Source organism: Streptomyces sp. NBC_00568 (genome assembly GCF_026341855.1).
In the GTDB taxonomy this organism is placed as follows: domain Bacteria; phylum Actinomycetota; class Actinomycetes; order Streptomycetales; family Streptomycetaceae; genus Streptomyces.
Map to the genome: position 1 here is coordinate 5033131 of NZ_JAPENW010000001.1, position 23114 is coordinate 5056244.

At 69.7% G+C, this 23114-nt stretch carries 15 protein-coding genes; 9 read left to right on the plus strand and 6 right to left on the minus strand.

Features of this window, described 5'->3' with window-relative positions; genetic code table 11:
* Complete coding sequence (locus OOK38_RS21830) at positions 1-888, minus strand: alkaline phosphatase family protein (protein ID WP_266757991.1); 888 nt, start codon at positions 886-888, stop codon at positions 1-3.
* A gap of 111 nt (positions 889-999) precedes the next feature.
* The gene (locus tag OOK38_RS21835) at positions 1000-1440 is read right to left on the minus strand and encodes a VOC family protein (RefSeq protein ID WP_266757989.1); all 441 of its coding nucleotides are present in this window, start codon (positions 1438-1440) and stop codon (positions 1000-1002) included.
* Between the two features lie 146 nt (positions 1441-1586).
* On the opposite strand from OOK38_RS21835, the gene OOK38_RS21840 reads away from it, so the two are divergent.
* Complete coding sequence (locus OOK38_RS21840) at positions 1587-4583, plus strand: bifunctional [glutamine synthetase] adenylyltransferase/[glutamine synthetase]-adenylyl-L-tyrosine phosphorylase (protein WP_266757987.1); 2997 nt, start codon at positions 1587-1589, stop codon at positions 4581-4583.
* A gap of 41 nt (positions 4584-4624) precedes the next feature.
* Here the strand turns inward: OOK38_RS21840 and OOK38_RS21845 are convergent, their stop codons facing one another.
* Positions 4625-5485: a phosphatase PAP2 family protein gene (locus OOK38_RS21845; protein WP_266757985.1), complete on the minus strand. Its 861-nt coding sequence runs from the start codon at positions 5483-5485 to the stop codon at positions 4625-4627.
* 108 nt (positions 5486-5593) lie between these two features.
* Positions 5594-6628, minus strand: coding sequence for a LacI family DNA-binding transcriptional regulator (locus tag OOK38_RS21850; RefSeq protein WP_266757983.1), 1035 nt, complete (start codon positions 6626-6628; stop codon positions 5594-5596).
* Positions 6629-7096: 468 nt separating this feature from the next.
* Here OOK38_RS21850 and OOK38_RS21855 point away from each other — a divergent pair, with 468 nt between their 5' ends.
* The 4 genes from OOK38_RS21855 to OOK38_RS21870 all read left to right on the plus strand — a co-directional run bounded on the left by OOK38_RS21855 (position 7097) and on the right by OOK38_RS21870 (position 12345).
* A complete protein-coding gene (locus tag OOK38_RS21855; protein ID WP_266757981.1) occupies positions 7097-8371 on the plus strand; it encodes an extracellular solute-binding protein in 1275 nt (424 codons plus the stop codon).
* Positions 8372-8506: 135 nt separating this feature from the next.
* Positions 8507-9511 carry a carbohydrate ABC transporter permease gene (locus OOK38_RS21860; RefSeq protein WP_266757979.1) on the plus strand — a complete coding sequence of 335 codons (1005 nt, stop codon included), beginning with the start codon at positions 8507-8509 and terminating at the stop codon, positions 9509-9511.
* A gap of 13 nt (positions 9512-9524) precedes the next feature.
* Complete coding sequence (locus OOK38_RS21865; RefSeq protein ID WP_266757977.1) at positions 9525-10433, plus strand: sugar ABC transporter permease; 909 nt, start codon at positions 9525-9527, stop codon at positions 10431-10433.
* Between the two features lie 232 nt (positions 10434-10665).
* Complete coding sequence (locus OOK38_RS21870) at positions 10666-12345, plus strand: glycoside hydrolase family 13 protein (RefSeq protein WP_266757975.1); 1680 nt, start codon at positions 10666-10668, stop codon at positions 12343-12345.
* Positions 12346-12910: 565 nt separating this feature from the next.
* Here the strand turns inward: OOK38_RS21870 and OOK38_RS21875 are convergent.
* Positions 12911-13054, minus strand: a complete 144-nt coding sequence (locus tag OOK38_RS21875) for a hypothetical protein (RefSeq protein ID WP_266757973.1) — start codon at positions 13052-13054, stop codon at positions 12911-12913.
* A gap of 195 nt (positions 13055-13249) precedes the next feature.
* Here OOK38_RS21875 and OOK38_RS21880 point away from each other — a divergent pair, with 195 nt between their 5' ends.
* The 4 genes from OOK38_RS21880 to OOK38_RS21895 all read left to right on the plus strand — a co-directional run bounded on the left by OOK38_RS21880 (position 13250) and on the right by OOK38_RS21895 (position 22296).
* On the plus strand, positions 13250-14632 hold the full coding sequence (locus OOK38_RS21880; RefSeq protein WP_266757971.1) for an alpha-amylase family protein: 1383 nt from the start codon (positions 13250-13252) through the stop codon (positions 14630-14632).
* Between the two features lie 144 nt (positions 14633-14776).
* Positions 14777-20176, plus strand: coding sequence for a pullulanase-type alpha-1,6-glucosidase (gene pulA / locus OOK38_RS21885; protein WP_266849370.1), 5400 nt, complete (start codon positions 14777-14779; stop codon positions 20174-20176).
* Between the two features lie 98 nt (positions 20177-20274).
* Positions 20275-21909, plus strand: coding sequence for a fused response regulator/phosphatase (locus tag OOK38_RS21890; protein WP_266848701.1), 1635 nt, complete (start codon positions 20275-20277; stop codon positions 21907-21909).
* A 30-nt stretch (positions 21910-21939) separates the two neighbouring features.
* A complete protein-coding gene (locus OOK38_RS21895) occupies positions 21940-22296 on the plus strand; it encodes a 5-carboxymethyl-2-hydroxymuconate Delta-isomerase (RefSeq protein ID WP_266757968.1) in 357 nt (118 codons plus the stop codon).
* Positions 22297-22359: 63 nt separating this feature from the next.
* Here OOK38_RS21895 and OOK38_RS21900 read toward each other — a convergent pair whose 3' ends face one another.
* A complete protein-coding gene (locus OOK38_RS21900; RefSeq protein WP_266757966.1) occupies positions 22360-23061 on the minus strand; it encodes a TetR/AcrR family transcriptional regulator in 702 nt (233 codons plus the stop codon).
* Between the last annotated feature and the right edge of the window lie 53 nt (positions 23062-23114).

Genomic DNA, 23114 nt, shown 5'->3' on the forward strand with positions numbered 1-23114 from the left:
TCAGGACGTCCAGATGCCCGTGATGTCCTTGGCGGAGGCCGCGTTGCCCGCGTGCGGGAGGCCGTGCATGTCCTCCAGCGTGCGCAGCAGGTCGTAGTGGTTGTAGGTGGTGGTGGAGGAGGAACCCGCGGTCACCTGCTGGCCGTAGAGCACGGTCGGGATCTTGTTGCCGCTGAGCCGGTTGTCCTCGTCGAAGGTGACGACGAGCAGGCTGTTGTGGGTCTTGGCCCAGGTGGCGTACGCGCTCAGGTTGTTCTTCAGCCAGGTGTCGCCGGTGGACACCGAGCAGTCGTGCATGTCGCTGCACAGGTTCGGGACGACGAAGGAGACCTGCGGAAGCGTCGTGTAGTCCGTCGGGAACTGGGCGAACGTCCTGGCACTGGACGTCGGAACGTTGCTGAAGCCGAACCAGGGGTTGTGCTTGCGCGCGTATTTTCCGCTGCTGCACGTGGTCGACCCCTGGCTGGGCAGGGTCTCGTTGTAGCTGCCCCACGTCCTGCCCGCGGCGATCAGCTCGGAGGCGAGGTTCGGGGCGGACGAGAAGCCGGGCGTGTAGCAGCTGTCGTCGGTGATGCCCTGGGTGGAGCCGGAGAACAGGGCGAAGTAGTTGGGCTGGCTCGGGTGCGTCTCGGCGTACGACTGGGAGAGGTTGGCCCCGCCGGTCTTGAGCGAGTTGATGTACGGCGCGCCGGAGGAGCCGATCACCTGGCTGTACGCGTGGTTCTCGAAGACCACGACCACGACGTGGTCCGGGGTCGGGACCGCGGCCGCGGCGCGGGCGGGGGACGAACCGGCGAACCCGGTCCAGAGCCCGGCCGCGGCCGCGGTGAAGGCGAGGGCGGATGCCACGACGGCACGACTGCGGCGGTACACGTTTCTGCCGGACACTTCAGACCTCCGGTGGGGGGAGAGGCGACGGTGGCGGTGCGGACAGAGCATGCACACGCCAAGATTCCCTCTCCTCACGTCCCCCAACCGGAGGGATGAAGAGCGGATGAACTACTGCCGCTGGGCTGCCAGCTCGCTCAGCAGCCGGTGCAGCGGCTCCGTCGCCCGCCGCCGGTACTCCTGGATCGCCCAGCCGTTCCCGTCCGGGTCCTTGAAGTACATGAACGTGGCACCGTCACGCGGCGCGAACTCCACCGGCTCGCTGACGTCGAGCCCCCGCGCCGTGAGCTCCTCGTACGCCGCCTTGGCGTCCGTGACGCACAGCTGCATCCCGTGGTACGTCCCCGGCCGCGGCGTCCCCGTCGGGACCTCGAGCCCGTCGACGAGCGCGATCGAACACCCGGACCCCGGCGGCGTCAGCTGCACGATCCGCACCCCCTCCATCACCTCCCCGTCCAGGTCGACATGGAAGCCGACCTTGTCCCGGTAGAACTCCTTGGCCCGGTCCACGTCGGAGACCGGCAGCAGGATCACTTCGAGGGTCATGTCCATGGCTTGACTCCCTTGTCGTACGGCTCATGGCTCAGTCCACAGAAGCCCAGACCGGCGCGGGGCGCCACCCTGGGGACCGGGGTTAGGCTCGCTTCGCACGACCTTGATCCGATGGTCCGTGGAATCCGATCCGACAGGAGGCCGGGATGACGGCGCCGGGGCGCAGAAGCAGTACCTTCACGCGGCTGCTGCGACACGGCTTCACCGATCCGTCGGCGGCCGAGCGGCTCCTGGAGGGGCCCGAACTGGCGCCCGTGCGGTCCGACCCGGTCCTGCTGGACGCGCTGGGCGCCACCGCCGACCCGGACCTCGCGCTCCTCGGACTTGTCCGGCTCGTCGAGGCGCAGGACGGGCATCCCGCGCAGCGGGAGCTCCTCGACACACTGATCGCGGCCAAACCGCTGCGGGACCGGCTGCTGGGCGTGCTCGGCGCCTCCGCCGCGCTCGCCGACCACCTCGCCCGGCACCCGCACGACTGGCAGGCCCTCGTCACCTACGAGGCACAGGACCTGCATCCCGGTGTCCAGGAGTTCGAACGGGGGCTGGCGGACGCGACGGACCTCGTCTCGCTGCGCGTCGCCTACCGCCGCTGCATGCTCTCCATCGCCGCGCGCGACGTGTGCGGCACCACCGACCTCGCCCAGACCGCCGCCGAACTCGCCGACCTCGCCACCGCGACCCTGCGCGCCGCGCTCGACATCGCCAGGGCCGCCGCGCCCGACGACGCCGCGCTGTGCCGGCTCGCGGTCATCGCGATGGGCAAGTGCGGCGGACACGAGCTCAATTACGTGTCCGACGTCGACGTGATCTTCGTCGGGGAGGGCGTCGAGGGGGCCGACGAGCAGAAGGCCGTGCAGGCGGCCACCCGGCTCGCCTCGCACATGATGCGGATCTGCTCCGAGACGACCGTCGAGGGCAGCATCTGGCCGGTCGACGCCAATCTCCGCCCCGAGGGCCGCAACGGTCCCCTGGTACGCACGCTCAGCAGTCATCTCGCCTACTACCAGCGGTGGGCCAAGACCTGGGAGTTCCAGGCGCTGCTGAAGGCCCGCCCCGTCGCCGGTGACCTGGAGCTGGGCGAGAAGTACGTGGCCACGCTCTCCCCGCTGGTGTGGCAGGCCGCCGAGCGGGAGAACTTCGTCGCCGACGTGCAGAAGATGCGGCGCCGCGTCGTCGAGAACATCCCGGTCGCCGAGATCGAGCGGGAGCTGAAGCTCGCTCCGGGAGGGCTCCGGGACGTCGAATTCGCCGTACAGCTCCTGCAGTTGGTGCACGGCAGGGCCGACACGTCCTTGCGCAGCGGTACGACACTGGATGCCCTGAAGGCGCTCGCGGCGGGCGGATACGTGGGACGCGCCGACGCCGTACAGCTGGACGACGCCTACCGCTTCCTGCGGACGATGGAACACCGCATCCAGCTCTTCCGGTTGCGGCGCACGCATCTGGTGCCGGAGGACGAGGCCGATCTGCGGCGGATCGGGCGGTCGCTCGGGCTGCGTGCCGACCCGGTCAAGGAACTGAACCGGGAGTGGAAGCGGCACGCGGCCATGGTGCGGCGGCTGCACGAGAAGCTGTTCTACCGGCCGCTGCTCGACGCCGTGGCCCAACTGGCTCCGGTCGAGGCCCGGTTGAGCCCGGACGCGGCCCGGGAGCGGCTCATCGCCCTCGGGTACGCCGATCCGGCCGCCGCGCTGCGCCACCTGGAGGCGCTGGCCTCCGGGGTCAGCCGCAAGGCCGCGATCCAACGGACCCTGCTCCCGGTGCTGTTGGGGTGGTTCGCGGACTCCGCCGACCCCGACGCCGGCCTGCTCAACTTCCGCAAGGTGTCGGACGCGCTCGGCAAGACCCCCTGGTATCTGCGCCTGCTGAGGGACGAGGGTGCCGCCGCCGAGAACCTCGCGCGGGTGCTCTCGGCGGGGCGGCTGGCCCCGGACCTGCTGATGCGGGCGCCGGAGGCGGTGGCGCTGCTGGGCGACGGGGAGGGCGGCGGCCTCGAACCGCGTGACCGTGCCCATCTGGAGCAGGAGATCCTCGCCGCGGTGCGGCGGGCCGACGGCGGCGAGCAGGCGGTGACCGCCGCGCGCGGCGTGCGGCGGCGGGAGCTGTTCCGCACCGCCGCGACGGACATCATCGCCTCGTACGGAACGGAGGAGACGCCGGCCGTCGCCGATCAGGGAGCGCTGGTCGACCTGGTCGGCGGCGCGGTGTCCGATCTGACCGCCGCGACGCTGGCGGGCACGCTGCGGGCCGTGGTGCGGGACGGCTGGGGGGACACGCTCCCCACGCGGTTCTCGGTGATCGGGATGGGCCGCTTCGGGGGCCATGAGCTCGGCTACGGCTCCGACGCGGACGTGCTCTTCGTGCACGAGCCGCGGGAGGGCGTGGCCGAACAGGAGGCGTCGCGGGCCGCGAACGCCGTGGTGTCCGAGATGCGGCGGCTGCTCCAGCTGCCCAGCGCGGACCCGCCGCTGCTGATCGACGCGGATCTGCGGCCCGAGGGGAAGTCCGGGCCGCTGGTCCGGAGCCTGAACTCGTACGAGGCGTACTACCGGCGCTGGTCGCTGGTGTGGGAGTCGCAGGCGCTGCTGCGCGCGGAGGTCGTGGCGGGGGACGCGGACCTCGGGAGCCGCTTCATCGAGCTGGTCGATCCGCTGCGGTATCCGGCGGAGGGGCTGGGCGAGGAGGCCGTGCGGGAGATCCGGCGGCTGAAGGCCCGGATGGAGACGGAGCGGCTGCCGCGCGGCGCCGACCCCACGCTGCACACCAAGCTCGGGCGCGGCGGTCTCTCCGACGTGGAGTGGACGGTTCAACTGATCCAGCTCCAGCACGGCTGGGTCGAGCCGGGCCTGCGGACGACCCGGACGCGGGAGGCGCTGGCCGCCGCCTGCGCGGCGGATCTGCTGTCCGCGGAGTACGCGTCGACGCTGGACGAGGCATGGGTCCTGGCCACCCGTGTCCGGAACGCCGTCATGCTCGTGCGGGGCCGGGCCGGGGACACCTTCCCCTCGGACGGCCGCGAGCTCGCCGCCGTGGGCCGCTACCTGGGGTACGACCCGGGGCACGTCGGGGACATGCTCGACGACTACCGGCGGACCACCCGGCGGGCCCGGGCCGTGGTGGACGAGCTGTTCTACGGAGCCTGAGGGACCCCCGGACGGTCACGGAACGTGACGGCGGGCGGCGGTCAGGCCCTCAACGGCAGGGCCGGCGCCCCGCGCGTCCCCGGTACCCACTGCGGCAGGGAGTACGGCAGCGCCCCGTACCACAGGCGAGCCACCAGGAAGCCGAAAGCGAGGCAGAGCAGGCCGCCCACCGCGTCCAGCCAGAAGTGGTTCGCGGTGGCGACGATGACCAGCAGAGTGGCCGCCGGATAGAGCATGCCGAGGATGCGGGCCCACGGGGCCGAGGCCAGCGCGAAGACGGTCAGGCCGCACCACAGGGACCAGCCGATGTGCATGGACGGCATCGCGGCGTACTGGTTGGACATGTGTTTCAGGTCGCCGGAGGCCATCGAGCCCCAGGTCTGGTGGACCATGACCGTGTCGACGAAGGTGCCGCCGGTCATCAGGCGGGGTGGCGCGAGCGGGAAGAAGTAGTAGCCCACGAGGGCCACCGCCGTGGTCGCGAACAGGACAAGACGGGCCGCCGCGTAGCGGCCCGGATGACAGCGGTACAGCCAGACAAGAACACTCAGCGTGACCACGAAGTGCAGCGTCGCGTAGTAGTAGTTCATGCCGATGATCAACCATGTCACCGAGTTCACGGTGTGGTTGACCGACTCCTCGACGGCGACGCCGAGGTGGTGTTCCACCTGCCAGATCCAGTCCGCGTTGCGCAGCGCTTCGCGTCGCTGCTCCGGAACGGCGTTCCGGATCAGCGAATACGTCCAGTAGCTCACGGCGATGAGCAGGATCTCGAACCAGAGGCGGGGGCGACGCGGGGCCCGCATACGACGCAGGAGTTTGTTCCCCGCCTTCTCCTCCGCGACGGGCTGTGGAGTGGCCTGCTCCCGGCCTTCCAGTGTCGTCACGGTCGTCTCACCCATAGGCACAGAGTCTGCCAGAAAAGCGTTCCCCCACCGATCATCCCTTGGTCGGGTCCTGGTCGCACGTTCTACGCCCGGGGGAGGCGGAATGCCCTCCGGGCGTCCTCCCTAGGGACGATTCCGGTCCCCAGGGGCAGAAGCGGTCGAACCGCGCACCACCAGTTCCGGCATGAACACGAATTCGCTGTGCGGCGCGGGCGTCCCGCCGATCTCCTCCAGCAACGTGCGCACCGCGGCCTGTCCCATCGCGGGCACCGGCTTGCGGATCGTCGTGAGCGGCGGGTCGGTGAAGGCGATCAGCGGCGAATCGTCGAATCCGACGACCGAGATGTCCTTGGGGACCTCCAGGCCGCGCTGGCGTGCCGCCCGTATCGCGCCGAGCGCCATCATGTCGCTGGCGCACACGATCGCCGTGCAGCCGCGGTCCATCAGGGCGCTCGCTGCGGCCTGGCCACCCTCCAGCGTGTACAGCGAGTGCTGGACCAGTCGCTCCTCGACATCGGCGGGGCTCAGGTTCAGCTGCTCCTGCATGGTGCGCACGAAGCCCTCGATCTTGCGCTGCACCGGCACGAACCGCTTGGGGCCGAGGGCGAGTCCGATGCTGGTGTGCCCGAGCGAGGCGAGGTGGGTGACCGCGAGGGCCATCGCCGCGCGGTCGTCCGGCGAGATGAACGGCGCCTGCACCTTGGGTGAAAAGCCGTCGACCAGGACGAACGGGACACCTTGACCGCGCAGTTGCTCGTACCGCTGCATGTCGGCGGAGGTGTCGGCGTGCAGGCCGGAGACGAAGATGATGCCGGCGACCCCGCGGTCGACCAGCATCTCGGTCAGCTCGTCCTCGGTGGAGCCGCCCGGGGTCTGGGTCGCGAGGACGGGGGTGTAGCCCTGGCGCGTCAGGGCCTGCCCGATGACCTGCGCGAGGGCAGGGAATATCGGGTTCTCCAGCTCGGGGGTTATGAGGCCCACCAGGCCCTCGCTGCGCTGCCGCAGGCGCACCGGGCGCTCGTAGCCCAGTACGTCGAGCGCGGCCAGGACGGACTGGCGGGTGGTCGCGGCGACGCCCGGCTTCCCGTTCAGGACGCGGCTGACAGTCGCCTCACTGACCCCCGCCTGGGCTGCGATGTCGGCAAGCCGTGTGGTCACAGGATTGGACTGTACCGGTCGCATCTCACCCTGCCCACCAACCAGACGCCGTGTGCGGGCGGTTGATCGGCCCGCTCCGGGCTGCTGCGTCATCGCGCTCCCTCGTGTTCTGGTCGGCTCGGCGTCCCGTGCGTGCGCCGCGGGAAAGGGGTGGCTCCTGCAAGGCGCTGAAGGGCGATGATCCCCCGTACCGGACAGCGATGGCAAGAGCTTGCAGAGTCTTGCACAGAGGCCCACATGTCTGCTGAGCGGCGGGATACCAGGGTTTCGAGGTGGACGCCATGAGGTCACGGCGGAGTAACTCTCGGCAGCTCTTGCACTTTTTTGCTGCAAGGTCTTTCGCACCGCTTACATGGCTGTTACGTTCACGTCGCCCGGCGGACGCAACGGCGCAGTCGGCAAGTCGGCAAGGGGATCGGGCGGGACCGATTCCCCACCTACTCGGGCTTTCACCCTCAAGGAGATCTCATGCGGCGTGGCATAGCGGCCACCGCGCTGGTGGCGTCCTTCGCCCTCGCGGCGACGGCCTGCGGCGGCAGTGACAGCAGCGACGGCAAGTCTGCCGGTCCCACTACCATCACCTGGTGGGACACTTCGAACGCCACCAATGAGGCGCCGACGTACAAGGCTCTGGCCAAGGAATTCGAGAAGGCCAACCCCAGCATCAAGGTCAAGTACGTCAACGTCCCCTTCGACCAGGCGCAGAACAAGTTCGACACGGCGGCCGGTTCCAAGGGCGCCCCGGACATCCTGCGTTCCGAGGTCGGCTGGACCCCGGCCTTCGCGAAGAAGGGCTACTTCCTGCCGCTCGACGGCACCGCCGCCCTCGCGGACCAGGCGAAGTTCCAGCCCAACCTGATCGAGCAGGCGAAGTTCGACGGCAAGACGTACGGTGTGCCGTTCGTCACCGACACCCTCGCGCTCGTCTACAACAAGGCGCTGTACAAGAAGGCCGGCATCACCGAGGCCCCGAAGACCTGGGCCGACCTGAAGACCGCCGCCGCGACGATCAAGAAGAAGACGGGCGTCGACGGCTACTGGGGCTCGACCCAGGCCTACTACGCGCAGTCCTTCCTCTACGGCGAGGGCACCAACACGGTCGACGCCGAGGCCAAGAAGATCACGGTGAACTCGCCCGAGGCCAAGAAGGCGTTCGGCACCTGGCAGGGTCTGTTCTCCGGCAAGGGCCTGCACAAGGCGGACACCACCGCCGACGCGTACGCCCACATCCAGGACGCCTTCGTCAACGGCAAGGTCGCCTCGATCATCCAGGGCCCGTGGGAGATCACCAACTTCTACAAGGGCTCGGCGTTCTCGGACAAGGCGAACCTCGGTATCGCGACCGTCCCGGCCGGCTCCACCGGCAAGGCGGGCGCCCCGACCGGCGGCCACAACCTCTCCGTGTACGCGGGTTCGGACAAGGCCCACCAGGAGGCCTCGCTGAAGTTCGTGAAGTTCATGACCTCCGCGAAGTCGCAGTCGACGATCGCGCTCAAGAACTCCACGCTGCCGACGCGTGACGACGCCTACACCGCCGAGGTCAAGGCCGACCCGGGCATCGCCGGCTACCAGGGCGTCCTCCCCGCCGCCCAGCCGCGCCCGGCGCTTCCCGAGTACGGCTCGCTGTGGGGCCCGCTCGACACCGAGCTGCCGAAGATCGCTGGTGGCAAGGTGTCCCTGGACAAGGGCCTGAGCAACGCCGAACTGGCGATCGCCAAGCTGGTCCCGGACTTCAGCAAGTAGGCCCGTGTGGCCGCCGGATCCTTCCCCGGCCCGACTCCGGTCGGGCCGGGGGGACCCCCAGGACAATCGGGGAACGGATCCGGCGGCCACCGGCTGTGTGCGCCCAACTCCTGATCTTGCAGAAGGTGTCGAACCATGACAGTCGCCATCGACCGAGCGACCGGCAAGCGCCGCGGTGACCGAGCACCGCGTCCCGGCCGGATGCAGCGTCTGAAGCACTCGTACCAGAAGTACTGGTATGCGTACGCGATGATCGCCCCGGTCGTCGTCGTACTCGGCGGATTGGTGCTCTATCCCCTGGTGCGGGGCCTCTATCTGACGTTCACGGACGCCAACAGCCTCAACTCGGCCCGCACGATCGGCGTCAACCACATCGACGCCACCTACAAGTTCATCGGCCTGGACAACTACAAGGACATCCTGTGGGGTCCGACGTCGTACGACCGCTTCTGGTCGCACTTCATCTGGACCATCGCCTGGACCGTCCTGTGTGTCGTCCTGCACTACTGCATCGGCCTGGGTCTCGCGCTGCTGCTCAACCAGAAGCTGCGCGGCCGGACGTTCTACCGGCTGATCCTGGTGCTGCCGTGGGCCGTGCCGACCTTCGTCACCGTCTTCGGCTGGCGTTTCATGCTCGCCGACGGCGGCATCATCAACTCCATGCTCGACGCGGTGCACCTGCCGGCGCCCGCGTGGCTGGAGGACACCTTCTGGCAGCGGTTCGCCGCGATCATGGTCAACACCTGGTGCGGCGTGCCGTTCATGATGGTCTCGCTGCTCGGCGGACTCCAGTCCATCGACGCCACGCTGTACGAGGCCGCCGAGATGGACGGCGCGAACGCCTGGCAGCAGTTCCGCTACGTGACCCTGCCGGGTCTCAGGTCGGTCAGCTCCACTGTCGTGCTGCTCGGCATCATCTGGACGTTCAACCAGTTCGCGGTGATCTTCCTGCTGTTCGGCAACACCGCGCCGGACGCGCAGATCCTCGTCACCTGGGCCTACTACCTCGGCTTCGGACAGCAGCCGCGCGACTTCGCGCAGTCGGCTGCCTACGGCATGCTGCTGCTGGCCATCCTGATCGTCTTCACCTCCTTCTACCGCCGCTGGCTGAACCGCAATGACCAGCAGCTCGCGATCTGAGGCAGGAGTCTCCATGAGCACCACCACACTTCAGACGCCTCCGGCCGAGCAGACCTCCGGGAACGAGGAGGCACCGCGGCCGGCGCGCAAGCGCGGTCACCGCGGCCTCGTCGGCTCGCTCGTCTCCCACGGCATCCTGATCGCCGCGAGCCTGGTCGCGCTGTTCCCGATCGCCTGGCTCGTCTACCTGTCCCTCGGACCGGACAAGGACGACTATCTGCACCCCGAACGCATCTGGGACACGATGACGTTCGACAACTACTCCTTCGTGCTCCAGCACACGAACTTCTTCGAGTGGATGAAGAGTTCGCTCATCGTGTCGCTGGGCACCACGGTCGTCGGCGTGATGGTCGCGGCCACCACCGGCTACGCGGTCTCGCGCATGCGTTTCCCCGGCTACAAGAAGTTCATGTGGGTCCTGCTGGTCACCCAGATGTTCCCGATCGCCGTGCTCATCGTGCCGATGTACCAGATCCTCTCGGACCTGCAGCTCATCGACTCCTACCTCGGCCTGATCCTCGTCTACTGCTCGACGGCTGTGCCCTACAGCGCCTGGCTGCTCAAGGGCTACTTCGACACCATTCCGTTCGAGATCGACGAGGCCGGCCGGGTCGACGGGCTGAGCCCCTTCGGCACCTTCTTCCGGCTGATCCTGCCGCTCGCCAAGCCGGGTCTCGCGGTGGCGGCGTTCTACAATTTCATCACCGCGTTCGGTGAGGTCGCCTTCGCCTCGACGTTCATGCTGGACGACTCGAAGTACACCTTCGCCGTCGGACTGCAGAGCTTCGTCAGCGAGCACGACGCGCAGCGCAACCTGATGGCCGCGACGGCCGTCCTGGTCGCGATACCCGTCTCCGCCTTCTTCTACCTCGTGCAGAAGAACCTGGTGACCGGACTCACCGCGGGCGGAACGAAGGGCTGATCCGCCCAGGAGATCCCTGTTCGCCCAAGACTCCCGCGCGCTCGACGCGCGCGGGTGGCGGCCGCGGTGCCCATCCGACCCCGCCGGTACCGCGGCCGCCTCATCCCCCCGCCCCGACGCCTCTCGCCCCGTGCTCAGGGCTTCGCGTGAGCAGGGGGTCGCCCCCACAGCCGTTTCCTCCCCGCACCCGACCGCGTTCGGGTGGGAGGACCCCCATCGCATCAAGGACGCCATGAGCCAGCACTCCGCCGACCAGGCCCCGAACTCCGGTCTCGCCACCGTCGCCGCGCACCGCGACTGGTGGCGCGACGCGGTGATCTACCAGGTCTATCCGCGCAGCTTCGCCGACAGCAACGGCGACGGCATGGGCGACCTGGAGGGCGTACGCTCCCGACTTCCGTACCTGCGCGACCTCGGCGTGGACGCCGTGTGGCTCAGCCCCTTCTACGCCTCGCCGCAGGCCGACGCCGGCTACGACGTGGCGGACTACCGGGCCGTCGACCCCATGTTCGGCAACCTGCTGGACGCCGACGCGCTGATCCGCGACGCCCACGGTCTCGGCCTGCGGATCATCGTCGACCTGGTGCCCAACCACTCGTCCGACCAGCACGAGTGGTTCAAGCGCGCCCTGCGCGAGGGCCCCGGCTCCGACCTGCGCGACCGCTACCACTTCCGGCCCGGCAAGGGCGAGAACGGCGAACTGCCGCCCAACGACTGGGAGTCCATCTTCGGCGGCCCGGCCTGGACCCGGGTCACCGAGCCGGACGGCACCCCGGGCGAGTGGTACCTGCACCTCTTCGCGCCCGAGCAGCCCGACTTCAACTGGGAACACCCCGCCGTGGGCGACGAGTTCCGCTCGATCCTGCGGTTCTGGCTGGACATGGGCGTCGACGGCTTCCGTATCGACGTCGCGCACGGCATGGTCAAGGCGGAGGGCCTGCCCGACCTCGGCGACCACGACCAGCTGAAACTGCTGGGCAACGATGTCATGCCGTTCTTCGACCAGGACGGCGTGCACGAGATCTACCGGCAGTGGCGCACGATCCTCGACGAGTACTCCGGCGAGCGCATCTTCGTCGCCGAGGCGTGGACGCCCACCATCGAGCGCACCGCCAACTACGTGCGCCCCGACGAGCTGCACCAGGCCTTCAACTTCCAGTACCTGGGCACCCATTGGGACGCGGCCGAGCTGCGCTCCGTGATCGACCGCACGCTCGACGCGATGCGGCCGGTCGGTGCCCCCTCCACCTGGGTACTGTCCAACCACGACGTGACCCGGCACGCCACCCGCTTCGCCAACGAGGCCGGCCTCGGCACCCAGATCCGCACCGCGGGCGACCGGGCGCTGGGTCTGCGCCGGGCCCGCGCGGCGAGCCTGCTGATGCTGGCCCTGCCCGGCTCGGCCTACGTCTACCAGGGCGAGGAGCTCGGCCTGCCGGACGTCGTCGACCTGCCGGACGAGGCGCGCCAGGACCCCGCCTTCTTCCGGGGCGCCGGACAGGACGGCTTCCGCGACGGCTGCCGGGTGCCGATCCCGTGGACCCGCACCGGCTCCTCGTACGGCTTCGGCGACGGGGGCAGCTGGCTGCCGCAGCCCGCCGAGTGGGCCGAGCTGAGCATCGAGGCGCAGACCGGCACGGAGGGCTCCACCCTGGAGCTGTACCGCGCCGCGCTCGCCGTCCGGCGTGAGCGCTCCGACCTCGGCGCGGGCGACACCGTCAGCTGGCTCGAGGCACCGGAGGGCGTCCTCGCCTTCCGGCGCGGTGAGTTCGTCTGCACCGCGAACACCGGGAGCGAGGCCGTTTCGGTCCCCGCGTACGGCCGGGTGCTCGTCGCGAGCGGCGAGGTGACCCTGTCGCAGGACGGCGAGGCGAAGCTGCCCGCCGACACGACCGTGTGGTGGGCGGTCTGATCCACGCGTGAGCGGTGCTCCGGTCCTGACCACCGGAGCACCGCTCGTCCGATGGGTGTCCTGACCCATGCGTGAGCGGTGCTCCGGACCTGACGGCCGGAGCACCGCTTTCGTGTGTGGCCCCCTGCTTCCCGGGTCGCTCACGCCGTACCCGGCGCCCGAGCCGGTGGTGCGGGCGCGGCCGGCCCACGGCCCCGGACTCCCGGTGACGTTCCCCGAGGAGTCCTTCTTGGCGTACTCGTGCGCGATGGTGCCGTTCGCCGGTACCGAGACGTCCCTCCTCCGGACCGGACAGCCGGACGAGGACACCTTCACCGCGTTCGCCGGTTCCAGGCGCCCGGCGCGGGACCGAGCCGACCATGTACTCCCGCCGCCGGTGACCGCGGCCGAGGCGGCACCGCCGTCGATCACGTCCGGACAGGTGCCGTCCGCGAGACCGGTCGTATACGTGCAGGTGCCGGCGCCCGAGCCGTTGTGCTCGGTGTCGTGGTCGGTGACGAGTGTGTCGGAGTCCGCCTCGGTGACCGGCCCCCGACTGCTCCCGAAACTCGACAGGTTGGCGATGTCATCCTGGAACTGCGATCACATCACCGTTGGGGGCACCGGTGTCGGGCGCGGCCGCCTGCTGGGCCGGCGACGCGGTCAGATCGCCGAGGGCCGGCGCGACGGTGACCAGCGGCCGGGGGACCCTTCTTCGTCGTATGGCCATCGGGATGCGGCTCCTCTCCGGATCCGGTCGGCGCGGCCGCGGGGCGCGGGACCGACCCGTGTGGAGCGTGGGACCGCCGAAGGGGGCGCGTCAATAAGGGAGTTGGAAGTTCTTACGACATCTTGCTGAAACTTGATTGCAAGCGGTACGTTCCGATCCCCCCACCCGCACGACGAAGTGCAGGAGTACACACACATGGCAAGGAAAACGCTTGCGGCCTCGTTCGCCCTCGCGGCGGGCCTGGCGGTCTCGGTGACCGTTCCCCCCGGTACGGCGGCGGCCTCGCCGCCGGGCACCAAGGACGTCACCGCCGTCATGTTCGAGTGGAAATTCGACTCGGTCGCCAAGGAATGCACCAACACACTGGGCCCCGCCGGATACGGCTACGTCCAGGTGTCCCCGCCCGCCGAGCACATACAGGGCTCGCAGTGGTGGACCTCGTACCAGCCCGTGAGCTACAGGATCGCCGGCCGGCTCGGCGACGCCACCGCCTTCAAGAACATGGTCAGCACCTGCCACACGGCCGGTGTGAAGGTCGTGGCGGACACGGTCATCAACCACATGGCGGCCGGTTCCGGCACCGGCACGGGCGGCTCTTCGTACACGAAGTACAACTACCCGGGCCTCTACTCGTCCGCCGACATGGACAACTGCACGTCCTCCATCAGCGACTACACCAACCGGTCCAACGTCCAGAACTGTGAACTCGTCGGTCTCGCCGACCTGGACACCGGCGAGGACTACGTCCGCTCGGCCATCGCCGGATACATGAACACCCTGCTCGGCTACGGCGTCGACGGCTTCCGGATCGACGCGGCCAAGCACATGCCGGCCGCAGACCTCGCCAACATCAAGTCCCGGCTGAGCAATCCGTCCGTCTACTGGAAGCAGGAGGCCATCTACGGCGCGGGCGAGGCCGTCCAGCCCACCGAGTACACCGGCAGCGGCGACGTCCAGGAGTTCCGCTACGCCTACGACCTCAAGCGCGTCTTCAACAACGAGAACCTCGCCTACCTGAAGAACTACGGCGAGGGCTGGGGCTACATGAGCAGCTCGGTTTCGGCCGTCTTCGTCGACAACCACGACACCGAGCGCAACGGCTCGACGCTCAACTACAAGGACGGGGCGAACTACACCCTCGCCAACGTCTTCATGCTCGCCTACCCCTATGGCGCGCCCGACATCAACTCCGGCTACGAGTGGTCCGACTCGGACGCCGGACCGCCCAACGGCGGTACCGTCAATGCCTGTTGGCAGGACGGCTGGAAGTGCCAGCACGCCTGGCCGGAGATCAAGTCGATGGTCGCCTTCCGCAACACCACCCGCGGACAGTCCCTCACCAACTGGTGGGACAACGGCGGCGACGCCATCGCCTTCGGCCGCGGCAGCAAGGGCTTCGTGGCGATCAACCACGAGACCTCCTCGCTCAGCCGGACGTACAGCACCTCGCTCGCCGCGGGCACGTACTGCAACGTCCAGAACAACACGAGCATCACGGTGAACAGTTCGGGCCAGTTCACGGCGACGCTGGGTGCCAACACGGCCCTCGCGATCTACGCGGGCAAGTCCAGCTGCTGAAACCTCTTTCTGCACGTTGCAAGACTCTTGCTGTAAACCTTGCGTGAGCGATACGGTCACGCGGGCGTTCGGCATCGTGGCCGAAACGCTGCGCGGGGTCGGACCCGAGTACGCCGTAATCGCTAGGAGTTCACAACTGTGGACCTGATACCGAGAGGGCCGGCGCGCCGCACAGGCCGCCCCAGGCTGCGCGCAGCCGTCCTCGCCGCCGCATTGGCCGTATCGCTTGCGCAACCCCTCGTGGCGCGGGCCCAGACCCCGCCCGCACCGCCGTCGGACGCGAAGCTCGCCGCCGAGCCATCGCGACACGACGCCACCCGTGACCAGTTCTACTTCGTGATGCCGGATCGTTTCGCCAACGGCGACACGTCCAACGACGAGGGCGGACTGACCGGTTCCCGGCTGTCGACCGGCTACGACCCCACCGACAAGGGCTTCTACCAGGGCGGCGACCTCAAGGGTCTGACCAAGCGGCTCGACTACATCAAGGGCCTCGGCACCACCGCCATCTGGATGGCGCCGATCTTCAAGAACCAGCCCGTCCAGGGCACCGGCAAGGACGCCTCGGCCGGCTACCACGGCTACTGGATCACCGACTTCACCCGGGTCGACCCGCACTTCGGCACCAACAAGGACCTGGAGACCCTGATCTCCAAGGCCCACGCCAAGGGCATGAAGGTCTTCTTCGACGTCATCACCAACCACACGGCCGATGTCGTCGACTACGAGGAGAAGTCCTACAACTACCTCTCCAAGGGTGCCTTCCCGTACCTGACCAAGGACGGGAAGCCGTTCGACGACGCGGACTACGCGGACGGCCGCCACGGGTTCCCGTCGGTGGACGCCGACTCCTTCCCCCGTACGCCGACGGTGCCCGCCGCGAAGAAGAACGCCAAGGTGCCGTCGTGGCTCAACGACACGACGATGTACACCAACCGCGGTGACTCCACCTACGCCGGCGAGTCCACCACGTACGGCGACTTCTCCGGCCTCGACGACCTGTGGACCGAGCGTCCCGAAGTGGTCAGCGGCATGGAGAAGATCTACGAGAAGTGGGTCCGGGACTTCGGCATCGACGGCTTCCGGATCGACACCGTGAAGCACGTGAACATGGAGTTCTGGACGCAGTGGGCGACCGCCCTCGACGCGTACGCCGCCAAGCACGGGCGCAAGAACTTCTTCATGTTCGGCGAGGTCTACTCCGCCGACACGTCGATCACCTCGCCGTACGTCACCCAGGGCCGCCTCGACGCCACCCTCGACTTCCCCTTCCAGGACGCGGCCCGCTCGTACGCCTCGCAGGGCGGCGGCGCGCAGAAGCTGGCCTCCGTCTTCGGCGACGACTACAAGTACACGACCGACAAGGCCAACGCCTACGAGCAGGTCACCTTCCTCGGCAACCACGACATGGGCCGCATCGGGTACTTCCTGAACCAGGACAACCCCAAGGCGACTGACGCCGAACTGCTGAAGAAGGACGAGCTCGCCAACGAGCTGATGTTCCTCAGCCGCGGCAACCCCGTCGTCTACTACGGCGACGAGCAGGGCTTCACCGGCTCCGGCGGTGACAAGGACGCCCGCCAGACGATGTTCGCCTCCAAGGTCGCCGACTACCTCGACGACGACGAGATCGGCACCTCCCGCACGCACGCGAGCGACGCCTACGACACGAGCGCACCGCTCTACAAGCGGATCAGCGCTCTCTCCAAGCTCCGCAAGGACAACCCCGCCCTCACGGACGGGGTCCAGACCGAGCGGTACGCCGCGGACGGCGCCGGGGTGTACGCCTTCTCCCGTACGGACGCGAAGACCGGCACCGAGTACGTCGTCGCCGTGAACAACGCCGACGAGGCGAAGAAGGCGACGTTCGCGACGGGCTCGGCGAACATGAACTTCCGCGCCGTGTACGGGACCTCGGACCCGGTGAAGAGCGACGCGGACAAGAAGGTCACGGTCACCGTGCCGGCCGGTTCGGCGATCGTCCTCAAGGCCGCGGGCCGGCTCGCCGCCCCCGCCTCCAAGCCGACGCTGACGCTGAAGGCCCCGGCCGCGGGCGCCACCGGCACCGTCGAGCTCTCCGGGGACGTCGACGGCGGACAGCTGAACCGTGTGGTCTTCGCCGCCCAGGTCGGCAACGGCACCTGGCGCACGCTCGGCTCCGCCGACCACGCCCCCTACAAGGTCACCCAGGTCATCGGCGAGGACGTGCCCGCCGGAACCGCCCTGCGCTACAAGGCCGTCGTGATCGACTCGGCCGGACGCACGGCGAGCGCGACGGCCGCCTCGACCACGGGCACCCCGCCCGCCGAGGAGATCCCGGCGGCCTCCTCGCGCGACTACGCGGTCGTCCACTACAAGCGCACCGACGGCGACTACACCGACTGGCGCCTGTACGCCTGGGGCGACATCGCCGACGGCGAGTCCACGACCTGGCCGGCCGGCCACGACTTCATCGGCCGGGACGCCTACGGCGCCTTCGCCTACGTGAAGCTGAAGCCCGGCGCCTCCGGCGTGGGTTTCCTGGTCATCGACAAGGACGGCAACAAGGACGTCTCCGCCGACCGCACCATCGACGTCACCAAGACGGGCGAGGTCTGGCTCGAGCAGGGCAAGGAAGCCGTCCTCACCGAGCGGCCCGACCTGCCCGCCCAGGACAAGACCAAGGCGGTCCTCCACTACCACCGCGCCGACGGCGACTACACCGGCTGGGGTCTGCACACCTGGACCGGGGCCGCGACGCCCACGGACTGGACGAAGCCCCTGGAGCCGGTACGGACCGACGCCTACGGCGCCGTCTACGAGGTGCCGCTCGCCGAGGGTGCCACCAGCCTCAGCTACATCCTCCACAAGGGCGACGACAAGGACCTGCCCACCGACCAGTCGCTGGACCTCACGGCCAACGGCCACGAGGTGTGGCTGCTGAACGGCCAGGAGAAGTACCTGCTGCCGCAGCCCGCGGGCAGCGCGGCCGCCCTCGACCTGACCACCTCCAAGGCGGTCTGGATCGACCGGAACACGGTCGCCTGGAACGGCTCCGAGGCTGCCGTGTCCACCCAGCTCCTCTCCTCCCGCGACGGCTCCATCGCCGTCAAGGACGGCGCGCTGACCAGCGACGACGAGCGCTGGCTGCGACTGAACAAGACCACCCTCACCGACGCCCAGAAGGCGAGGTTCCCGCACCTGAAGGCGTACACCGCCTGGTCCGTCGACCCGCGCGACCGTGACCGGGTGCGCCCGGCGCTCGGCGGCCAGCTCGTCGCCTCGCAACGGGCCGCGAACGGCGCCGTGCTGGCGGCGACCGGCGTTCAGATCGCCGGCGCCCTCGACGATCTGTACGACGCGAAGAGCGCGCGGCTCGGGCCGGTGTTCCGCGACGGCGTTCCCACCCTCTCGGTGTGGGCCCCGACCGCGCAGTCGGTCAGCCTCGACCTCGACGGCTCCACCGTCGCCATGAAGCGCGGCAGTGCCACCGGTGTCTGGTCCGTCACCGGCAAGCGGTCCTGGGCGAACAAGCCCTACCGCTACGTCGTGAAGGTATGGGCGCCGACCGTCCGGAAGGTCGTCACCAACAAGGTCACCGACCCGTACTCGGTGGCCCTGACCACCGACTCCAAGCGCAGCCTGGTCGTCGACCTGGACGCCAAGTCCCTCGCCCCGTCCGGCTGGTCCTCGCTGAAGAAGCCCAAGGCCGTGCCGCTGAAGGACGCGCAGATCCAGGAACTGCACATCCGCGACTTCTCGGTGGCGGACAAGACCGTCCCCGCGAAGGACAAGGGCACCTACCGCGCCTTCACCGACAGGAGCAGCGACGGCTCGAAGCACCTGAGGAAGCTGGCCGCGTCCGGCACCTCGTACGTGCACCTGCTGCCCGCGTTCGACATCGCCACCATCCCCGAGCGGAAGGCGGACCAGCAGACCACCGACTGCGATCTCGCCTCCTACGCCGCCGACTCCGAGAAGCAGCAGGAGTGCGTGGCGAAGACCGCCGCCAAGGACGCCTACAACTGGGGCTACGACCCGTACCACTACACGGTCCCCGAGGGTTCCTACGCCACGGACCCCGACGGCACCCGGCGCACGGTCGAGTTCCGCGACATGGTCAAGTCCCTGAACGAGGACGGCCTGCGGGTCGTCATGGACGTGGTCTACAACCACACCGCCGCGAGCGGCCAGGCCGACACCAGCGTCCTCGACCGGATCGTCCCCGGCTACTACCAGCGGCTCCTCGCCGACGGCAGCGTCGCCAACTCCACCTGCTGCGCCAACACGGCCACCGAGAACGCCATGATGGGCAAGCTGGTCGTCGACTCGATCGTCACCTGGGCCAAGGAGTACAAGGTCGACGGCTTCCGCTTCGACCTCATGGGACACCACCCCAAGGCCAACATCCTCGCGGTCAGGAAGGCCCTCGACGCGCTCACCCTCGCGAAGGACGGCGTCGACGGCAAGAAGATCATCCTGTACGGCGAGGGCTGGAACTTCGGCGAAGTCGCCGACGACGCCCGGTTCGTCCAGGCCACCCAGAAGAACATGGCAGGGACCGGGATCGCGACCTTCTCCGACCGGGCCCGTGACGCCGTCCGCGGTGGCGGTCCCTTCGACTCCGACCCCGGCATCCAGGGCTTCGCCTCGGGCCTGTACACCGACCCCAACTCCTCGACCGGCAACGGCACTCCGGCCGAGCAGAAGGCCCGGCTGCTGCACTACCAGGACCTCATCAAGGTCGGCCTGACCGGCAACCTGGCCGGGTTCCGCTTCACCGACTCCGCGGGCAAGGAGGTCAAGGGCTCCGAGGTCGACTACAACGGTCAGCCGGCCGGCTACGCGGACGCTCCCGGCGACGCGCTCGCCTACGCCGACGCGCACGACAACGAGTCGCTCTACGACGCGCTGACGTTCAAGCTGCCCGCGACGACCGGCGCGGCGGACCGGGCCCGGATGCAGGTCCTGGCGATGGCGACGGCCACCCTCTCGCAGGGACCGTCCCTCTCCCAGGCCGGCTCCGACCTGCTGCGCTCCAAGTCCCTGGACCGCAACTCCTTCGACAGCGGTGACTGGTTCAACGCCATCCACTGGAACTGCCAGGACGGCAACGGATTCGGGCGCGGGCTGCCGCCGGCCACCGACAACGCCTCCAAGTGGCCCTACGCCAAACCGCTGTTGACCTCCGTCAAGGTGGGCTGCGGCCAGATCGACAGCGCCTCGGCCGCGTACCAGGACCTGCAGCGGATCCGTACGGGCGAGAACGTCTTCTCGCTCTCCACGGCCGGCCAGGTGCAGTCGCAGCTCTCCTTCCCGCTGTCCGGGAAGGACGAGACCCCCGGGGTGATCACGGCGCGCCTCGGCGACCTCGTGATCGTCTTCAACGCGACCCCCGAGAAGCAGGAGCAGGCCGTCGGCTCCCTGGCCGGGAAGGCGTACGCGCTGCACCCGGTGCAGGCGTCGGGCGCGGACTCTATCGTCAAGTCCTCGTCCTACGCGGAGAAAACGGGCACCTTCGCTGTTCCGGGTCGAACAGTGGCGGTTTTCACCCGAACCCCGTGACAGCGGGCTAGCTTGGTGAGGGCGGAACCGGACACCCGGACCAGATCCGGTGGCCGGAGCCGCCCTCACCGACACCCGTGCCCCGAGAGACTGTTCCCATGAACGGTGACGACACGACGGCCACCGGCGCCACGACGGACGCCGCGTCCACCGTGCTGGTCGTCGACGACACGGCGACGGGCCGCTACGCGCTCGGCGCCGTGCTCAGCCGCGCCGGGCACAGCGTCATTCCGGTGGCCAGCGCCGCCGAGGCGCTCCTCGAACTCGACGTACGACTGCGGGCGGGCGTCCTGCCCGACGTGGCCCTGGTGGACGTGGGGCTGCCGGACATGAACGGCTTCGAGCTGTGCCGCAGGCTCAAGTCACGGCCGCGGACGGCCGCCCTGCCCGTCGTGCACTTCTCCGCCGTCACGGACGGGCCCGCCTACCGCTGCCTGGGCCTGGACGCCGGTGGTGACGCCTACCTCTCGGTCCCCGCCGAACCCCGGGAGATCCAGGCCGTCGTGGGCGCCGCGGTGCGCGGCGCCAGGATGCGAGCCGACGCCGAGACGCTCGTACGACGTCTGACGCTGCTGTCCGAGACGATCGCCGCCGTCCAGACCGCGCGCTGCCCGGCGGAACTCGCCGACGCCGCCGCCGAGGGGACCGCCCGGCTCACCGGCACCCCGGCCGCCGTGTTCGTGCTCGCCGAGGACGGCGAGCTGTACCGGGGACTGTCCCGGAGCAGGGCGCGGGCGGCGCTGCCGGACTCCGGCGCGCACGAGGCCGTGGCCCGGCTGATCGGCTCCGCCATGGCCGGACGCGGCGGGGTGCGCGGCATCGTCGTACCCGCCCCCCTGTGGCCGGCCGGCTTCCTCCGGCCCGGCGTGGCCGAGGACGCCCGGCTCGTCCTCGCCCGCACCCCCGACGGCACGACACCGGTGTGCCTCGCCACGCCCGCGCACACCGGTCGCGACCGGGCGCCGGAGACCGGCAGGCTGGTGGCCCGGCTCGCCCAGGCCACCGCCCTGGCCGCCGAGCCGCTGCTCAGGTACCAGGTCGAGCGCCATGTCGCACTGACCCTGCAACACAGCTTCCTGCCGCAGGAGTTGCCCGCGATGGCGGGCGTCGACGTCGTCGTGCGCTATGTCCCCGCCTCCCGGCAGGCCGAGATCGGCGGCGACTTCTACGCGGCGCTGCCCACCTCCCGCGGCGTGCTGACCGCCGTCGGCGACGTCGTCGGGCACTCCCTCGAGGCGGCCACCGTGATGGTCGAGATCCGGCACGCCCTGCGCGCCTACTGCGTCGAGGACCCCGACCCCGGCGTACTGGCCGGGCGGCTCGACCGGATGCTCCAGCGGTACCACCCCGATGTCACCGCCACCGTCTGCCTGGTGCTGGTCGACCCGGTGAGCGGGCGGGCCAGGATCGCCAACGCCGGGCACATACCGCCGCTCCTCGTCGGCGACGACGCCACCGCCGAGTACGTCGAGGCCCGGGGCCCGCTGCTCGGCCTCGGCCTGGACCGCCCGCCGCCCACCGAGGCCGTCCTGATGCCCACCGACCGGCTCCTCATGGTCACCGACGGCCTCATCGAGACCCGCGGCACCGACCTGGAGGTCTCCATGGAGCAGCTGCGCCGCGCCGCGTCCGCCGCCCCGCGGGGGACCGCGGCGCTCTGCGACGCCCTCCTCGACTGCTTCGGCCGGGGCAGGGAGGACGACATCGCGCTGCTGGCGATGCGGCTAGGGTGATCGGGACCGTCCCTGGAACCAGGAGTGCTCATGCCGCAGATCACCGTCGACTACTCCGCGCCGCTCGAAGACGCCTTCGACCGGCCCGGGTTCGCCCTGGCGCTGCACGCGGAGGTGGTCCGGACGGTCGCCGCGAAGATCGGCGGGTGCAAGACGCAGTTCCGCCGGACCGAGGACACCGTCGTCGGCGCGGACGCCGGCGGGCACGCCGTCGTCCATGTCACCCTCGGTCTGCTCGCCGGGCGGACCGAGGAGGCCAAGGCGAAACTGACCGAGGCCGCGCTGGAGCTGCTGAAGACGTATGTGAAGCCGGCCGAGGGCCTGGAGCTGCACGCCTCGGCCGAGGTACGCGACCTCGACGCGTCGTACCGCAAGTTCGAGGCGTAGTCCCCAGGCCGGAGAACGGAGTCTCCGGGCGAGCCCGGCCCGTAAGGGCTCCCGCGCCCCTTCCTAGGGCGCGGGCGGCGAGGCCAGCGCGAGCAGCCGGACGACGAGGTCGCTGAACGGCCCGTCGCCCGGCTCGTTCCTGAGCCCCTTGCGCAGCAGTTCGGCGACTTCCCCGTCGTAGGCGGCGCTGACCGCGGCCAGGGCCGCGAAGTCGTGCACGAGCTGGACCTCCAGCTCGCCCCGCGGAATCCGCCGGCCGTCCAGCCAGATCAGCGCGGTCGACTCGACGAGCGAGATCCAGGAGCGGATCACCAGCTCCAGCCGCGCGGGCGGGTTCTCGACGTCCAGGTGCGACAGGATCTGGAGGTACGCGGCCTGCCGTACGGCGTCGACGAGGGCGTTGGTGGTGGACGAGCCGACGGCCGGGCCGCCCCGCATCAACGCGGCGAAACCGGGCCCGTGGTCGTCCACGAAGTCGAAGAACCGGCGCATCACCCGCAGCAGCCGTGCCCCCAGCGGCCCTTCGCGGGACTCCACGAACCGGCCCGCGAGATCGTCGGCGGCGCGCTGCAACGCCGCCTCGTACAGGCTGAGTTTGCCCGGAAAGTAGTGGTACACGAGCGGTCGCGAGATGCCGGCGGTCGAGGCTATCTCGTCGATGGAGACCTCGTCGGGCGAGCGTCGGCTGAACAGTTCGAGGGCGACGCCGATCAACTGCTGCCGTCGCTCCTCGACACCCATCCTGCGGCGTACCCCGGTTGTCATGCGAACACCTTACCGATCGGATCCGGACCGGAACGGGCCGGTCCGGGCCGGGG

Excerpts from the sequence above, each read along its gene's own strand:
- OOK38_RS21895 (WP_266757968.1), top strand. The coding sequence starts at position 21,940 with ATGCCGCAGATCACCGTCGACTACTCCGCGCCGCTCGAAGACGCCTTC.
- OOK38_RS21880 (WP_266757971.1), top strand. The coding sequence starts at position 13,250 with ATGGCAAGGAAAACGCTTGCGGCCTCGTTCGCCCTCGCGGCGGGCCTG.
- OOK38_RS21860 (WP_266757979.1), top strand. The coding sequence starts at position 8,507 with ATGACAGTCGCCATCGACCGAGCGACCGGCAAGCGCCGCGGTGACCGA.
- OOK38_RS21835 (WP_266757989.1), bottom strand. The coding sequence starts at position 1,440 with ATGGACATGACCCTCGAAGTGATCCTGCTGCCGGTCTCCGACGTGGAC.
- OOK38_RS21855 (WP_266757981.1), top strand. The coding sequence starts at position 7,097 with ATGCGGCGTGGCATAGCGGCCACCGCGCTGGTGGCGTCCTTCGCCCTC.
- OOK38_RS21900 (WP_266757966.1), bottom strand. The coding sequence starts at position 23,061 with ATGACAACCGGGGTACGCCGCAGGATGGGTGTCGAGGAGCGACGGCAG.
- OOK38_RS21870 (WP_266757975.1), top strand. The coding sequence starts at position 10,666 with ATGAGCCAGCACTCCGCCGACCAGGCCCCGAACTCCGGTCTCGCCACC.
- OOK38_RS21865 (WP_266757977.1), top strand. The coding sequence starts at position 9,525 with ATGAGCACCACCACACTTCAGACGCCTCCGGCCGAGCAGACCTCCGGG.
- OOK38_RS21840 (WP_266757987.1), top strand. The coding sequence starts at position 1,587 with ATGACGGCGCCGGGGCGCAGAAGCAGTACCTTCACGCGGCTGCTGCGA.
- OOK38_RS21890 (WP_266848701.1), top strand. The coding sequence starts at position 20,275 with ATGAACGGTGACGACACGACGGCCACCGGCGCCACGACGGACGCCGCG.
- OOK38_RS21845 (WP_266757985.1), bottom strand. The coding sequence starts at position 5,485 with ATGGGTGAGACGACCGTGACGACACTGGAAGGCCGGGAGCAGGCCACT.
- OOK38_RS21875 (WP_266757973.1), bottom strand. The coding sequence starts at position 13,054 with ATGGCCATACGACGAAGAAGGGTCCCCCGGCCGCTGGTCACCGTCGCG.